General features: G+C 63.6%; 15 protein-coding genes. 8 read left to right on the top strand and 7 right to left on the bottom strand.

What is annotated here, in order from left to right:
• The first annotated feature begins 111 nt into the window (after window positions 1-111).
• On the top strand, window positions 112-1,005 hold the full coding sequence (locus ACVWZ4_RS01100; RefSeq protein WP_092227688.1) for a sugar kinase: 894 nt from the start codon (window positions 112-114) through the stop codon (window positions 1,003-1,005).
• A 20-nt stretch (window positions 1,006-1,025) separates the two neighbouring features.
• Window positions 1,026-1,931 carry a ribokinase gene (gene rbsK / locus ACVWZ4_RS01105; RefSeq protein ID WP_456702415.1) on the top strand — a complete coding sequence of 302 codons (906 nt, stop codon included), beginning with the start codon at window positions 1,026-1,028 and terminating at the stop codon, window positions 1,929-1,931.
• A 102-nt stretch (window positions 1,932-2,033) separates the two neighbouring features.
• On the opposite strand, the gene ACVWZ4_RS01110 is transcribed toward rbsK, so the two are convergent.
• Complete coding sequence (locus tag ACVWZ4_RS01110; protein WP_456738048.1) at window positions 2,034-3,254, bottom strand: NAD(P)/FAD-dependent oxidoreductase; 1,221 nt, start codon at window positions 3,252-3,254, stop codon at window positions 2,034-2,036.
• A 218-nt stretch (window positions 3,255-3,472) separates the two neighbouring features.
• On the opposite strand from ACVWZ4_RS01110, the gene ACVWZ4_RS01115 reads away from it, so the two are divergent.
• Window positions 3,473-4,267, top strand: coding sequence for an enoyl-CoA hydratase/isomerase family protein (locus tag ACVWZ4_RS01115; protein WP_456738047.1), 795 nt, complete (start codon window positions 3,473-3,475; stop codon window positions 4,265-4,267).
• Window positions 4,268-4,270: 3 nt separating this feature from the next.
• On the opposite strand, the gene ACVWZ4_RS01120 is transcribed toward ACVWZ4_RS01115, so the two are convergent.
• The 4 genes from ACVWZ4_RS01120 to ACVWZ4_RS01135 all read right to left on the bottom strand — a co-directional run bounded on the left by ACVWZ4_RS01120 (window position 4,271) and on the right by ACVWZ4_RS01135 (window position 9,152).
• Entirely contained in the window at window positions 4,271-5,611 is a 1,341-nt protein-coding gene (locus tag ACVWZ4_RS01120) for a TRAP transporter large permease (protein WP_456702412.1), read from the bottom strand.
• Window positions 5,608-6,186, bottom strand: coding sequence for a TRAP transporter small permease (locus tag ACVWZ4_RS01125; RefSeq protein WP_456738046.1), 579 nt, complete (start codon window positions 6,184-6,186; stop codon window positions 5,608-5,610). The genes ACVWZ4_RS01120 and ACVWZ4_RS01125 overlap by 4 nt, the downstream gene beginning before the upstream one ends.
• A 178-nt stretch (window positions 6,187-6,364) precedes the next feature.
• Window positions 6,365-7,360 carry a TRAP transporter substrate-binding protein gene (locus ACVWZ4_RS01130; protein WP_456702410.1) on the bottom strand — a complete coding sequence of 332 codons (996 nt, stop codon included), beginning with the start codon at window positions 7,358-7,360 and terminating at the stop codon, window positions 6,365-6,367.
• A gap of 61 nt (window positions 7,361-7,421) precedes the next feature.
• A complete protein-coding gene (locus tag ACVWZ4_RS01135) occupies window positions 7,422-9,152 on the bottom strand; it encodes an IlvD/Edd family dehydratase (RefSeq protein ID WP_456763744.1) in 1,731 nt (576 codons plus the stop codon).
• A gap of 174 nt (window positions 9,153-9,326) precedes the next feature.
• Here ACVWZ4_RS01135 and ACVWZ4_RS01140 point away from each other — a divergent pair, with 174 nt between their 5' ends.
• The 3 genes from ACVWZ4_RS01140 to ACVWZ4_RS01150 all read left to right on the top strand — a co-directional run bounded on the left by ACVWZ4_RS01140 (window position 9,327) and on the right by ACVWZ4_RS01150 (window position 12,055).
• Window positions 9,327-10,007: a GntR family transcriptional regulator gene (locus ACVWZ4_RS01140; RefSeq protein ID WP_456739675.1), complete on the top strand. Its 681-nt coding sequence runs from the start codon at window positions 9,327-9,329 to the stop codon at window positions 10,005-10,007.
• Window positions 10,008-10,268: 261 nt separating this feature from the next.
• Entirely contained in the window at window positions 10,269-11,444 is a 1,176-nt protein-coding gene (locus ACVWZ4_RS01145; protein WP_456739676.1) for a TAXI family TRAP transporter solute-binding subunit, read from the top strand.
• A 47-nt stretch (window positions 11,445-11,491) separates the two neighbouring features.
• Window positions 11,492-12,055, top strand: coding sequence for a hypothetical protein (locus ACVWZ4_RS01150; RefSeq protein WP_456739677.1), 564 nt, complete (start codon window positions 11,492-11,494; stop codon window positions 12,053-12,055).
• 60 nt (window positions 12,056-12,115) lie between these two features.
• On the opposite strand, the gene ACVWZ4_RS01155 is transcribed toward ACVWZ4_RS01150, so the two are convergent.
• Entirely contained in the window at window positions 12,116-12,529 is a 414-nt protein-coding gene (locus ACVWZ4_RS01155; protein ID WP_456702405.1) for a hypothetical protein, read from the bottom strand.
• Window positions 12,530-12,788: 259 nt separating this feature from the next.
• Here ACVWZ4_RS01155 and ACVWZ4_RS01160 point away from each other — a divergent pair, with 259 nt between their 5' ends.
• Window positions 12,789-13,733: a hypothetical protein gene (locus ACVWZ4_RS01160; RefSeq protein WP_456789946.1), complete on the top strand. Its 945-nt coding sequence runs from the start codon at window positions 12,789-12,791 to the stop codon at window positions 13,731-13,733.
• A 93-nt stretch (window positions 13,734-13,826) separates the two neighbouring features.
• Here ACVWZ4_RS01160 and ACVWZ4_RS01165 read toward each other — a convergent pair whose 3' ends face one another.
• Window positions 13,827-14,651, bottom strand: a complete 825-nt coding sequence (locus ACVWZ4_RS01165) for an NAD-dependent epimerase/dehydratase family protein (protein WP_456739678.1) — start codon at window positions 14,649-14,651, stop codon at window positions 13,827-13,829.
• An 89-nt stretch (window positions 14,652-14,740) separates the two neighbouring features.
• On the opposite strand from ACVWZ4_RS01165, the gene ACVWZ4_RS01170 reads away from it, so the two are divergent.
• A complete protein-coding gene (locus ACVWZ4_RS01170; RefSeq protein WP_456789947.1) occupies window positions 14,741-15,718 on the top strand; it encodes an SMP-30/gluconolactonase/LRE family protein in 978 nt (325 codons plus the stop codon).
• Window positions 15,719-15,828: the final 110 nt, after the last annotated feature.

Genomic DNA, 15,828 nt, shown 5'->3' on the forward strand with positions numbered 1-15,828 from the left:
CGGCCTCAAGCGCTGCGGGGCGGTTTTGCGAATAATTTCAGCGTCAGAGAAGCGGAACCGGTGTTAGAATAAGCTGGTCGGCCGGACCACCACGCGCATCACGGACAAGCAATGCAGGCTCTCTTTATCGGACAGACCTATATCGACGTCGTCTTCATCACCGACCACATGCCGACCGGCGACGAAAAGCACGTGGCGACCGACTACGCGGTCTCTTTCGGCGGCAACGCTGTTACGGCGGCGTTCTGCTGCGCCAAGCTCGGCATCGTGCCCGACCTGATCGCCACCGCGGCGAATGACTGGCTGGGGCGCATGTTCCAGGACATGTGCGCGAAATACGCGATCTCGCTGCACGGGCGGAAGGTCAACCAGTCGTCGCTATCCTTCATCATGCCCAAGGATGGCAAGCGGGCCATCGTGCGCTGCCGCGACGACGAGCACATCCATCCCTTCCCGATGCTCAATCTCGGCGGCTGCCGCGCATTGCATGTCGACGGCCACCAGCCGGATGCGGCGATCCACTACGCAAAAGTCTGCCGTGAGGCCGGTATCCTGACGTCGCTCGACGGCGGCGGCCTGCGCACCAACACGCATGAGCTCCTGGAATTCATCGACGTCGCCATCGTCGCCGAGCGTCTCTGCGAGCAGATGGACCTGACCCCGGAGAAGATGCTCGACTACCTCAAGGGCCGCGGCTGCAAGATCGGCGGCGTCACCATGGGTGAGAAGGGCCTGCTCTGGTACGACGAGACAGGGACGGTCCAGGTGATGCCGGCGATGCCGATTCCGCGGGAGCGCGTGATCGATACCAACGGCGCCGGCGACGTCTTCCACGGCGCGTACGTCTATTCCTATCTCGCCCATCCGGGCAAAAGCTGGCGCGAGCATTTCGACTTTGCCCGGGCAGCTTCGACGTTCAAGATCCAGCGCCTCGGCAACGAGGCCGGCCTGCCGACCCTTGTCGACATCGCCAAAGTCAGGCACGAGTTCGAAGTCAGGGTCTAGGGATTTCATAAGGGCGGATCATGGGGCGTGTCTTCGTCGCCGGCAGCATCAACATGGATGTGGTGGCGACCGCCGATCGCCATCCGAAGGTGGGCGAGACCGTCGCCGGCCGGCAAGTGCTGTATTTTCCGGGCGGCAAGGGCGCGAACCAGGCGGTCGCATCGGCGCGTCTCGGCGTGAAGACCACGCTGATCGGGCGGCTGGGCAAGGATGCGTTCGGGGCGGAACTGCGGGCGTTCCTGGGCGACCAGGGCATCGATCTCGGCGGTGTGCGCGAGGCGGACACGCACAGCGGCACGGCCATCATCACGGTTGCGTCCTCCGACAACACCATCGTCGTCATTCCCGGCAGCAATGCCCTGGTCAGTGTGGATGACGTCGCGGATGCGCCGCTGGCAAAGGGTGATGTCGCGGTCAGCCAGTTCGAGATTCCGCTGCCGACGATTGCCGCGTTCTTCCAGCGGGCGCGTGCCGCCGGGGCCACGACGCTGCTCAATCCGGCACCGGCGCAAAAGATGTCCGGCGAGCTGCTCGCGCTGGTCGACATCCTCGTGCTGAACGAGACCGAGCTTGGCTTTCTCGCAGGTCGCGAACTCACCGACGAGGACGAAGCCGCAAGGATCGTCGACGTCGCCCGACAGCTTCAGGCGCGCGCGGACCAGACCATCTGCGTCACGCTGGGAAAACGCGGCGTGCTCGCGCTCGCCGGAAGCGAGGGATTTGCCGTGCCCGGGCGCGCCGTGAAGGCGGTCGACACCACAGGCGCCGGCGATTGTTTCGTCGGGGCGCTCGCCTCACAGCTGGCCGAGGGTGCCGCCTTGCGCGCCGCCCTCGCGTTCGCCAATGCCGCCGCCTCGATCAGTGTGCAGCGCATGGGCGCCGGGCCGTCGATGCCGACGGCCGCGGAAGTTAAGGCCGTTCTATAAGACAGAGCGGGCTAGTCTCCGCGAGTCTAACCGTCACCGTCGCCGTGGAGAGTCCCCCTCACCCCGCCCCTCTCCCCGCAAGCTGGGCGAGGCAGAAGAGACTCAGGCCAGCGCGCTCTTCAGGTCGAAGCTTTCGTCCGCGGCCTGCTCCGGCGTGATGGAGCGATCCATCGCCTGCAAGCGGCGGCCGAACATGTGATCGCCGGCGCGGTTGATCGATTCGATGCCGAGCAGTCTGTCGCCATGATAGCAGAACACGGAAAACGCCTTCTTCGCGGAATCGCCGCGCAGGACGACACGGTCGTAGCCGGTGGTGAGGCCTGATATCTGGAGCTTGTCGTCGCCCTGATCGCTCCAGAACCAGGGATGCCCGTCATAGGGTTTCTTGTCGCCGGTCAGCCGCGCGGCGAGGCAGCGGGCGTGATCGGTGGCGTTCTGCACCGATTCCAGCCGCAATGATCCGCCGAAGCGCGGGCTGGCAAACAGGGCGCAATCGCCGATCGCGGAGATGCCGGGATCAGCCGTCGCAAGATGTTCGTCGACGATGATGCCGGCCGCGACCGGCAGCCCGGCCTCGGCCGCCAGCTCGATGTTCGGCAGCACGCCGACGCCGACTACGACGAGGTCGGCAGGCAGATGCCGTCCATCGCTCAAGGAGACGCCGGTCACTTTGCCGTTCTCGGCTTCGATCGAGGTTGCCTGCACACCCAGATGAATGCGGATGCCGGCCTCGCGGTGCCGCGCCTGGAAATAGTCGGACACTTCCGCCGTCACCGCGCGCGCCATCACGCGCGGCGCCAATTCGAGCACGTCGACCTCGAGGCCTTTGATCCGCGCGGTCGCTGCGAATTCGAGGCCGATGAAGCCGGCGCCGATCACCACGACCCGCGTCTTCGATGGGATGATGCTGCGCAACGCCTCGCTCTCATCGAGGATGCGCAGATATTTCACGTCGGGCAGATTGGCGTTGGGCAGATCGAGCAGCCGGTTCCGCGCTCCGGTCGCCAAGATCAGGTGACCGTAGGACAGCGTTTCGCCCGAGGCGAGCAGCACTTTTCGCGCTGCGCGATCGATCGAGACGGCGCGGCCGGCGATCAGGTCAATCTTCTGGTCGTGATAGAATTTCTCGGGGCGGAACATCAGGCTATCAGGCCCGGCCGAGCCCTTGATGTAGGCCTTCGACAACGGCGGCCGCTGATAGGGCAGATGCGCCTCGTCGTTGACCATGCGGATGGGCTCCGAAAAGCCCGCCTGCCGCAGGGATGCCGCGACCTGGTAGCCACCATGGCCGGCACCGACAATGACCACCGGACCATCAGTCATCGGACAGGCCTTTTCTGCAAGACACGAGCGTACCCATGTCGTCTCCTCTCTCATACTGGCTTGGCTAGCCCAGGAGGAGCCGGCGCTCGTGTCCGTCCAACGAAGGCGCCCCATTTGAGCCTATGATTCCGCTCCGCGCAAGGGTGGCACGCGGGGATTGTCACCCCTCGCCTTCTGAGATTTAGTTGCAAAACGAACCTCATGCCGGGGATATTCACATGCCAGCTCCCGTCTCAAAGCCCGACGATCCCGCGCTGCTGCGGATCGACGGCCCGATCGCGACCATCACGCTCAACCGTCCCGCCGCGTTCAACTCGGTCAATCTTGCAATTGCGCAGAAGCTCGAACAGCTCGCGGCTTATATCGAGGGCGATGATGCTGTCCGCGTCATGGTGCTCGAAGGCGAAGGCCGCGCCTTTTCGGCCGGCGGCGATCTGCAGACGATCGGCGCAGCGGCCGAGGCCAACAATGTGACGGCTGTCGTCGGCGAGTTGCTCAAGCATTATCATTCGTTCATCGAGATCATCAAGCGTATGCCCAAGATCTCGCTGTCGAGCGTGCACGGCTCGGCCGCCGGCGCCGGCATGGGCCTCGCCTTCGTCACCGATCTCTGCATTGCCGCCGATGACGCCAAGTTCACGCCGGCTTACGCCAAGATCGGCGTATCGCCCGATGGCGGCTCGACGGTCGGAATCGTCGGCACGGTCGGTTCGCGCCGCGCGCTACAGATCTTCCTCGCCGAGGACAATTTTACAGCGCAGCAGGCCTATGAATGGGGCCTCGTCGCCCAGACCGTTCCCGCGACCGAGTTGAAGGAGGCCACGCGAAAACTCGCCGAACGGCTGGCACAGAACCCGCCCGCGGCCATATCCGGCACCAAGTCGCTGGTCTATGCGGCAGCGACGACGCCAGTCAGGCAGCAGCTCGATGCCGAGGAGCACAAGATCATCATGGCGATGAACACGGAAGAGTTCCGCGTCGCCGTGAAGAAGTTCACGAGCAAGAGCAAGTGACGTCTATTGCGGACAGATGTAGCCGGTCCCCGCCGGCGACTTGAAGCAGCCGACCGATTCGGGGAGAACCTTCTGCGGCAGCCACAGCACCACGCTCGGGAAGTAGATCACGAACGCGATGGTGGCGAAGAACACGACATAGATCGGCAGCGCCGCGCGGAGCGCCTTGGCAAAGCTGATGCCGACGAATTTCGACGCCATCAACAGCACCAGGCCGTAAGGCGGCGTGATCAGGCCGAAGGCGAGCGTGGCGATCAGCACAACGCCCATGTGCACGCCATTGATGTCGCCCGCTTCCGTCAGCGTGTTGACCAGCGGCATGAAGATGATGATGGTCGGCACCGGCTCGATGAAATCGCCGACCACGGTGAACAGCAGCACCATCAGCAGCATGATCAGATGCGGATCGTGCCCTGCGATCGAGGTGATCATGTCTGCGATGTAGCTGGCGCCGCGCAAATAGGCGAGCATCCAGCCGAAGGCGTTGGCGGCACCGATCGTGATCAGCGGTAGCGAGAAAATCAGCCCGGCGAGGCAGAAATCGTAGGGGATCTTCCTGAAATGCCCGCGGTTGAGCGCGGGGATCACGACCAGGATGATCCAGACCACCGCGACGACGCCGGCTTCGGTCGGCGTGAACCAGCCGGTCAGGATGCCCCCCAGCAGGATGACGGGGATCATCAGCGGCAGCGCCGCATCGCCCGCGGCGAACACCACCTGCCGCAGCGGCGCACGCGGCTTGCGCAGGCCCGAGGGGCCGAAGAAATAGCAATAGATCATCAATCCGAAGCCGATCATCAGGCCCGGCACGACGCCGGCCATGAACAGCCCGGCGATCGAGACGTTGCCGACGGCGCCGTAGACGACAGCGGTGATGCTCGGCGGCACCAGCGCGGCGATGGTCGAGGCCGACGCGATGATCGCGGCAATGAACGCCGGCTCGTAGCCCTCGCGCTTCATCGGCCCGCCGAGCGCGCGGCTCATCACGGCGACATCGGCCGTGGTCGAGCCCGACATCTCCGAGAAAAACATACTGAAGACGACCACGACCTGCGACAGCCCGCCCCTGATATGGCCGACCAGCGACACCGAGAGATTGGCTATTCGCACCACCACATTGGCCGAGCTCATGAGCTCGCCGACCAGCAGGAAGAACGGGATCGCCAGCAGCGCCTCGGAATCGACGCCATCGAATATCTTCTGGATGATCGCGGCGAGCGAAACGTCGGACAGGAACGCACCGACGAACACGCCGGCCATCAGCGAGAACGGCACGGGCACGCCGAGATAGCCGAATGACAGGAAGCAGATCGACATGATCGCGAGGACAACAGGTGCGCTCACGGCTGCGTCCTCGCCTGCGCCTCGGTCACGTCCGGCGGCGCATCCTGGTCCGGCGGCTCGGGATGGTCGAAGCCGTTGCGCAGACCGTTGACGAGCTGCTCGATGGTGAAGAGGCCGACCAGGATGCCGGACAGCGGAATGATGGCGTAGAGCGAGGCGATCGGCGTGCCCGACGGCAGGCGGAAACTGCCGAAGCCGCGAAGATAGTTCTGGTAGCCGTACCAGACGAGGCAGACGGCGACGCCGAGCACGATGAGGCGGATGATGATTTCGACGATGATCCTGGGCGTGCCGTGCATCGCCTCGGAGATCGCGGTGAGATAGAGATGATCGTTGCGCCGGGTCGCAGCCGCCATGCCGACGAAGATCGCATAGATGAACAGCGTCGAGGTGACCTCCTGCAGCCACAGCCAGGGATGACCGATGGTGCGGGTGACGATGTCGGCCGTGACCGAGAGCGAGAAGCCGAAGCACAGCACGCCGCAGAGGATCATCAGCGCGAGCTCGAGCCAGTCGAGCCAGCGCCATTTGAGATGACGTTGGCGTTGCAGGACGAGCTTGTCGGCGATGGGCATTGTTGTCGTCCCGGTTGGGGTTGGCTGCGCCTCTCCCGCTTCGGGAGAGGTCGGATCGCATCGAAGATGCGATCCGGGCGAGGGCTTTCTCCTCGCTGGAAATCCCTCTGCGGAGAAACCCTCTCCCCTACCCTCTCCCGCAAGCGGGACAGGGAGCGCACCGTCTTTCGGAATCGCTCTAGTTAATCGACCGGATCAGATCCTTGATCTTCTCGGCGTGCGGGCCGAGGTCCTTGGCGAGCTTGTCGAGATAGGGATCGGCGATCGCCGCAAAGCTCTTCTTGTCGACGTTGTCGACGATCTTGACGCCCATCTTCTTCAGCTTCTCCGCCGCGGCGCGCTCGAGATCGAATGCCTTCCCGGGCTCCTTGGTGCTGATCTCGTTCGCGGCCGCGAGCACCCAGCCCTTCTGCTCGGCCGAGAGGCTCTGCCAGAGCTTGTCGGAGACGAACACCAGTGCGTTGTTGGCCTCGTGCTCGGTGATATTAAGCACCGGCGCGACCTCGTAGTGCTTGTTGACGAGGTAGACGTTGATGCTGTTCTCGGCGACATCGACCACGCCGGTCTGCAAGCTCGTATAGACGCTGCCGAACGGCATGTGCACGGTCTGGGCGCCATAGGCCGGGAACATGGTGTCTTCGGTGGCGGTTGCCTGTACGCGGACCTTCAGACCCTTGATGTCTGCGACATTGTGAATCTCCTTCTTGGAGTACATGTGGCGGACGCCCTGGGAGCCCGTGCCGATGAGATGCAGGCCCTGCGTGGTCTCCTCGATCATGGCCCTGAGCGCTTCGAACACTTTTGGATCGGCGAGGCCCTTGATCACATGGTTCTCGTCGCGGAACAGATAATGCAGCGACATGACGCCCGCCTGCGGCGAGATCGTCGCGGTGTTCGCCGAGGAGACGATGGAGAATTCGACGTCGCCGGACTTGACGAGCTGGAGCACCTGCGGCTCCTGCCCGAGCTGCGCGCCGGGATACTGGTCGATGATCATGGTGCCTTTGCTCAATTCCTTGAGCTTGTCGGCAAAGAGGTCGCCGGCGATGGAATAGCCGGTGTTGCGGGGCTGGTCATAGGCGAAGCGATAATGCTTCACCTCCTGCGCCCCCGCGCCCGTGACGAACAGCATGGCGGCGCCTGCCACCAATGCACGCATGGATCGTGCAATCATCGTCTCCCCCTATGTTTTATCGCCAGCCGCGTTCAGCGGTCTCGGCGCTCGTTGGTGTTGATCAGCCCTTTTCAGTTCTCTGCTCGGTCTTCTTCCCAGTCCTCTGCATGAAGTCGAAGTCGCAGCCCTCATCGGCCTGCATGATGGTCTCGTTGAACAGCCAGGCATAGCCTCGCCGCGCTTCATCGGGCACGGCAGTCGGCTTCAAGGCGACACGCCGCCGCTCCAGCTCGGCCGCATCGACCAAAAGCTCGATGCTGCGCTTGGCCACATCGAGGCTGATCCGGTCGCCGTTCTGCACCAGCGCCAGCGGCCCGCCGACGGCGGCTTCCGGCGTGATGTGCAGCACGATGGTGCCGAACGCGGTGCCGCTCATGCGCGCATCCGAAATGCGCACCATGTCCTTGGTGCCGCCGCGAGCGAGCTTCTTCGGAATCGGCAGATAGCCCGCCTCGGGCATGCCAGGCGCGCCCTTGGGGCCAGCATTGCGCAGCACCAGCACATCGTCGGCCGTGACGTCGAGATCGGGATCGTCGACCCGCAAGGTCATGTCCTCGACGGATTCGAACACCACCGCGCGTCCCGTGTGCTGCAACAGTTTAGGGCTCGCAGCCGATTGCTTGATGACAGCGCCACGCGGCGCGAGGTTGCCGTGCAGGACGGCAAGGCCGCCCTCCTTCTTGATCGGATTGTCGCGCGAGCGGATCGCGTCCTGGCCGGGCACGTCTTCTGCATTTGCGACGACGTCGCGCAGCGTCTGGCCGCTGATGGTCTTCGCATCGAGATCGACGAGATCGCCGAGCTGTGCCAGCAATTTCGGCACGCCGCCGGCGTGGTGGAAATGCTCCATGTAATGTTCGCCCGACGGCTTGAGATCGACCAGAACAGGCACTTCACGGCCGATCTGGTCGAAGACTTCGAGATCGAGCCGGTGCGGCGAGCGATGCGCCATCGCGGTCAGATGGATCAGGCCGTTGGTCGAGCCGCCGATCGCCTGCAGCACGACCTGCGCATTCCTGAACGACGCCGGCGTCAGCACCTCACTCGGCTTCGGCCCCTTCGCCTTGGCCATCTCCGCCGCGACCTTGCCGCTGGCTTCCGCCAGACGGAAACGTTCCGCATGCGGCGCCGGAATGGTCGCACTCATCGGCATCGACAGGCCCATGGCTTCGATCATGCAGGCCATGGTGGACGCCGTGCCCATCACCATGCAGGTGCCGACCGACGGCGCGAGACGGCCGTTGACCGCCTCGATCTCGGCATCGTCCATTTCACCGGCGCGATATTTGGCCCAGAGACGGCGGCAATCGGTGCAGGCGCCGAGCACCTCCCCCTTGTGATGGCCGACCACCATGGGCCCGACGGGAATGACCACCGTCGGCAAATCGGCGCTGATCGCGGCCATCACCTGCGCCGGCAGCGTCTTGTCGCAGCCGCCGATCACGATCACCGCATCCATCGGCTGGGCCCGGATCATCTCCTCGGTGTCCATCGCCATCAGATTGCGCAGATACATCGAAGTCGGATGCGCAAAGCTCTCGGCGATGGAAATGGTGGGGAATACGAACGGCATCGCACCGGAGAGCATCACGCCGCGCTTGGCGGCCTCGATGATCTGGGGGACGTTGCCGTGGCAGGGATTGTAGTCGCTATAGGTGTTGGTGATGCCGACGATCGGGCGCTCCAGCGCGTCGTCGGAATAGCCCATCGCCTTGATGAACGCCTTGCGCAGGAACAGCGAGAAGCCGGCATCGCCATAGCTCGTCAGACCCTTGCGCAAGCCACCCGTCATCATGCCACTCCTTCTCGCTTGCCATTGTGCTACAGCCTGCCCCCTGATTGTCAATAAGACAGGCGTCTATCCTGCTTCTTTCTGGACCTTCGCACCGTTAAACAGTCGGATTATTGACAATCTGTCCCTTCCCTGCTCCACATCGCGGACCGGCAGACGCCGGAGGCCGAGGGCATGTCCGACATTCGCACCGCAGACGCCATGCCTGTCAGGCGCGACGATCCTGATGACGTCGTCGCGCGGCTGGAGGACGACATCATCTTCGGCCGCATGCCGCCGGGCGCGCGCCTGACCGAAGACGCGTTGATGTCGCGCTACGGCACCTCGCGCCACTTCGTGCGCCAGGCGCTGGTGGATGCGGAGCGGCGCGGCATCGTCCGCCGCGGAAAGAATGTGGGCGCCACCGTGCGGTTCTATTCCGCCGAAGAGGTCCGGCAGATCTACGAAGTCAGGGAGATGCTGACGCGGCAGGCCGCGCTCATGATTCCCCTGCCCGCGCCGCAAAGCCTGATCGACGAACTGACCTCCTTGCAGCGCGAGTATTGCGCCAAGGCTGACGTGAGGGACTTGCGCGGCATCCACGAAGCCAACGACGCCTTCCACCTCGCGCTGTTTTCCGCCTGCGGCAATCCTTATCTGGTGCGCTCGCTGCAGGACTACATGAACCTGACGCTGCCGATGCGCGCCAAAAACCTCGCCGATCGCGACGGGCTCGCGCAGTCGCGCCGCCAGCACGAGTTGATGATCGAGCTGTTGAAAGGCCGCGATAGCTGGGCATTGGCGCAGCTGAGCGTGGACCACATGCAGTTCAGCAAGAAGGATTACCTGGCGCGGATTGCGGGCGACGAGAGCTAGCGCGGCCCTCCCTTCGCCTATCCTCGTTTGCAGGGGACAGGAAGCGCGCACCTGCGGCGCGAGCGCGACCTGACGATCGGGCTTGTCGGCAAACCTCCTGCGGTAGCCGTCCATCACGGAACGCCGCTGCTCCGGGCGCGTTGGAAGGCGAAACCTTAGCCCTCGGTCTTGCTTCGGACGCGGCAGGTGGCCGTTTCGCCGACCATGTCACGTCCTGGGGAGTCCGACCGAGCAGCTTGAACAATGAGGGTCTGCGGAGCGATGCGGGCCGGTTTGTTCATCGCACTGGTTGCAGCGGCCTGGCTCGGCGGACAGGTCCAGGATTCCCTCGCGCAAAATCGGCCCTCCGCTGCTCGGAGCGAATCCACGAAGGTGTCTCCGAGAAAGGAAGCCCTCCTCAGGAAGGAAACGAGACGATCTGCGGACCCATTCACGGTGGGATTCGTAACCGGCTCTCCGCAATGCACCGAATTCGCGATGGCCCAGGACATTGCAACCACGCTCGCCGCCGGCCAAGAGACAGGCCCTCATGGCGAGGTCGCCCTGCGGGTTCTGCCCATCGTGGGAAACGGCGGCATTCGCAACGTCGTTGATGTGCTCACGCTCCCTGGTGCAGATGTGGCGATCGCGCCCGTCGCCCTCGTTGACCGGCTCCGGGAGGCAAGGACCTTCGGAGATATCTCCGAAAGGCTGACCTACATTGCCCCGCTCCATATCGAAGAGTTCCATCTTCTCGCGCGGCCGGAGATTGGAAGCCTGACAGAGCTGGCGGGCAAGAGGGTCAATCTCGGGGAGGACGGCAGTGCCAGCGCCATCCTCGGCCGCGACGTGTTCAACCGTCTGGGCGTCAAGATCAGCGAGTCGAACCTGGGGCCGGAGGCCGCGCTGGATGGTCTGAGGAAGGGAGATCTCGCCGCCGCTCTGTTGGTCTCGGGAAAGCCCGTGAGCTTGCTGACGCAGGTCTCGCAGCTCGATGGTATTCGCCTCCTGCCCATCCCCTACTCCAAAGAGCTGCTGCAACAAGAATACCTGCCATCGACGCTTCGCCATCAGGATTACCCGAATATCGTCGCGGCCGAAGCTAGCGTCGACACGATCGCGGTTAAATCCGCTCTCTTCGCCTACAACTGGCCGATCGGCAGCGAGCGATATCGGTTGCTGGATTTGTTCGTCCAGACATTCTTCACGCGCTTTCCCGAATTTCTCGGCGGAGCGCATCATCCCAAATGGCGCGAGGTGAACCTGGCCGCGCAGCTCCCCGGATGGCAACGATTTCGAGCGGCGGAGCGCTGGCTCCGGCAACAATCGGGAGGCGAGGCCGCGCTTCGCAAGGCGTTCGGCCGGTTCCTCGAGGAAAAGCCAACTGCCAATCCGCCCGACCGCGAAGAATTGTTCCGGGACTTCCTGCGCTGGAGAGAACGCAATCCGGCCAAGTGAGCAAACTTCTTGAGCAAACTTGGGCAGACAAAGCTCGGGAGATGTCGATGCGCAAATCGATCGTGAGCGCGACCCTTATCGCATTACTCGCCTTGATCGCCGACGTGAGGCGTCCCGCCGCCCAGTTTGCTCCCTTCTGGCCATCGGCGCCGCAGCAGCTCCCACCGGCCACCGCGGCACCGGCCGACAATGTCGAGCAGACCAGGACAGCTCCTCATCGAGGCCGCAAGGCGCACAGAAAGCATGAAGTCGTTCGTCCGCCGCCAAATCAGCGGGTGGTCGCGGAGAAAAACGGATACAAGCGGGTCAGCGATCTCGTGAACTTCCCGAAGTTCTTTCCGGGTCTGGGCATCATCTTCGTCAAGCCCGACACTTTGCCGCTGGGTCCGTTCCTGTGCTTCGACCGCAGGGATCGACCGGTCGCGACCGTGTACATGGTTCCGATCAAGGACATCGACGATCACAAGTCGTTGGAGGCGGCGGGGTCCGCGTGGCCCGTCGACCACGTCAGCTTCTACTTCAACCCGGGTCACCCCGGTGTGGATGTGCCACATTATCATGTGGTGCTCTGGCATGTGACCAAGAAGCAGGAAGCGCGCGTTGCGCAATGACGACTGGTCAAGAACGAAGCGCGATGGCTTCCCTTCGCTTCACCGATCCTGCGAGGCGCATCAGTACCGCCTCAGCAGACCACGATCGACACTGGCACTGCCATAATCGGCGCAGGCCCTTTCCGGATTCCTGATCAAGTCCGTGCGGACGCGGCTGAATGTTTTTCCGGCCGCGTCGGAAACCTCGGGGCGAAACTTGCCGGGATCATAGCTCTCGCCATTGCGGGCTGTGATGGCCGCCGAATAGGCGTCGATCATCGCCATCGCCGCATTGGGGGTGCCGAGCAGCCGCGCGCCGAGTTGAACACCGCCCGCGCCATCGGCCTCGTAGCCGACACATCGCTGCTCGAGCACAGCGGATGCGGTGACGAGCTGGTCGAGGAACGTCGCCTCGGCGTCGCTGAGTGTTGCGGCCTGCGACGATCCTGATACGAGCGCCGCGAGCGTTATGACGACTGACAATTTGATTTTCATTGGCGTGATTCTCAATTCCGAGCCGCTCGAATCGAGAGCCAGACGACGTCGGGCGTGAGTTGATCTGGATCAATGACGGCGAACCACAGGCTCGCTGGCGAGCAGTCGCGCCTCCAACTTTCACCAATCCTCTCAACGCGAGCGGTCGGGCGATTTGTCGCAGTCGCCCGCCGCTTAACCGCTCGTTAGAACCCGCCACCGTAAATGGTTTCGGTCACAAACAACAACCATGCCGGGTTCCATTACCCGGAACATTGACATGAATGTACCCGGTTTCCTGATCGCAGCCGCCTTCGGCGGAGCATTTTTCGCCGTCGAATACGGGTTGTACTACCAGCCAGACTTCATCAACGCAGACGTTCTGATCAGCAGGTTCTCCACGGAACATAAGCGGGCCCGAGCGGCGGTCCGACATGCGCTGATCAATCCGGACTCGGCTCAATTCGGCACATTGCGTTCGGTCGACGCCGACGCGGCGCGGTATGTCTGCGGCACCGTCAGCGCGAAGAACAAGTCCGGACACTCGGTCAGCGCCGCTTTCGTCTACAACGTGGCCGCCGATTTTGCGCGCATCGATGACGACGGACGGATCACGCAGTATCAATCGGGATACAGGCCCTGCCCCGCCGGAGAGGACAAGGCCAAGCAGCGACCGGCCGTATCGCCCGGCCTGACGTCGGTCGCAACGGCCGTCCAGAAAGTCGCCCCTGAAGCGCTGACCTCGGTTGCGCCCGCGCTGACGACGTCCGCGCCTTCGACGGGCGGATCGTCGTCCGGGGGGACGATGGAACAGCAGGTTCGCGAATTGGCCGGCCGGACGGTTCCGCCGGATGCGGCCAACAGGCAGCAACCAAATCCGCGTGCCACGCGTGAGGTTGCCAACACGCATGAGATTCCCAACGAGAGTGAATGGCAGGCCGAGCAGCCTCCCACCGCGTGGCCCAAATTCCGTGCGGATCACCCGCTTGCAAAGCCAACCCGGAAACGAACTCCGTCCGAAGCGCTGAAGCTCGCGAGAGACGTGGAGGACCGCTGGAAGCAGGCGGAGGCGTCGACCGACGTCTCGATGCGTCCTTCGGCGGAAGACGTCAACGAGGCCTGCCGCGCGCTGCTCATGATCGATCCAAAGGACGGCGACTATCCCGAGGCGTGGGCAGCTTTCACGCGATTGCAGAAGATGAGTCGCGATGTCGCCGCCGGTTGATGTCGATAGCGCTCGCGGGCATTCCGGGTGAGCGGGAGTCCCCGCGAGCCCCATGCCTGCTGGCGAGCAGGCGCTCCCTCAACACGTCGAACGCTACCGCTTGTTCCAATCGATGATCCGGCCCACATCGCCGTCGAACTCGTTGCTGCAGAACGCGCCGCCCTGGAAATGGTCGCCGACCGGATCGGGCTCCAGCTTGGCCTGCTCGGCCATGGCGTGCGCCACGTGATCCTCGGAGCGGCCGATGGGGCGATAGCCGAATTCGTAGGCGCGGTGGTTGTCCCACCAGGCGCGCTCGTTCAGCGACACACCATAGAATATCTCGAAATGAATGTCGGGATGTTCGAGGCCGATCCGGCAGAGCTGCACCAGATCTTCCGGCATCAGCCACATCGCGATGCGGCGATGGTCGAGCGGCCGCTCGTCGCAATTGCCGATGCGGATGCAGGTGACCTTCAGCCCGTGCTTGTCGGCATAGAGCGAGCCGACGGCTTCGCCGAACACCTTGCTGACGCCGTAGCGTCCGTCGGGGCGCACGGTGACGTCGGTGTCGATCCTGCGGTGACGCGGATAGAAGCCGACCGTGTGGTTGGACGAGGCGAATACCACGCGCTTGACGCCCTTGCGATACGCGGCCTCGAACAGATTGTAACCGCCGATGATGTTGGCCTGGAGAATGTCGTTCCATGGGCCTTCGACCGAATAGCCGCCGAAATGGAGGATGCCGTCGATGCCTTCGCAGATCGCTTCGCACTGCGCGAGGTCTGCCAGGTCCGCCGCCTTGAACTGCTCGTTCGGCCCGAGATCCTTGGGCGGACGGATGTCGCTAAGCAGGAGGTCCGGATAGATCGACGGCAGCAATTTGCGCAGGCGCGTTCCGATCCCGCCCGAAGCTCCCGTCATCAAGATGCGCGACATGTTTTTCCTCGTCTTTGGCGACCGATTTGCGGTCACGTGTCCCTAATGATAGCAGGATTGTCCAGAGGGAACGAAACGAGAGAACCGACATGAATGGGACATCGTCCCACACCCAGGAGCGGCCAGTCTGGCAGCCGGCGACCTATTACCCTGATCCCGCCATAAAAGCGCTCGACCCCCGCTTCGAAAAATACTGGTTGAAGCTTTCGGCGGTGGAGCGGCTGGCGAGCGGCCTGCGCTGGGCCGAGGGCCCGGTCTGGTTCGGCGACGGACGATATCTGCTCTGCAGCGACATTCCGAACCAGCGCATCATCAAATGGGAAGAAGAGACCGGCGCGGTCTCGAACTTTCGAAAGCCCTCCAATTTCGCCAATGGCAACACCAGGGATCGCCAGGGCCGGCTGGTCACTTGCGAGCACGGCGGCCGTCGCGTCACCCGCACCGAATATGACGGCGAGATCACCGTGCTGATGGATCAATTCAACGGCAAGCGTCTGAACTCGCCGAACGATGTCGTTGTTAAATCGGACGGCTCGATCTGGTTCACCGATCCCACCTTCGGCCTGCTCGGCAATTACGAGGGCTACAAGGCGGAGAGCGAGATCGAGCCGAACGTCTACCGGCTCGATCCCGTGACCCGCAAGGCGAGCATCGTCGCGGAGGGCGTGCTCGGACCGAACGGGCTGTGCTTCTCGCCCGACGAGACGATTCTTTACGTCGTCGAATCGCGCGGCGTGCCGAACCGAAAAATCCTCGCTTATGACGTCGCGGCTGATGGGACCACGATCTCCAACAAGCGCGTTCGCATCGATGCAGGGCCGGGCACGCCGGACGGCATGCGCTGCGACGTCGACGGCAACCTCTGGTGCGGCTGGGGCATGGGCGATCCCGAGCTCGACGGCGTCGTCGTGTTCGCGCCCGATGGCGTCATGATCGGCCGCATCGCGCTGCCCGAGCGCTGCGCCAATCTCTGCTTCGGCGGCGTTAAGCGCAACCGCCTGTTCATGGCGGCGAGCCAGTCGATCTACGCGTTGTATGTGAATACGCAGGGCGCCGTGGGGGGATAGGCGCGCCGCAGGCGATGCTCTCGTAGGGTGGGTTAGCCGAAGGCGTAACCCATCAACGCCTGCATCGCCGGCGAGAGAAGCGGTGGATTACGCCTTCGGATGATCCACCC

Source organism: Bradyrhizobium sp. USDA 4472 (genome assembly GCF_054058595.1).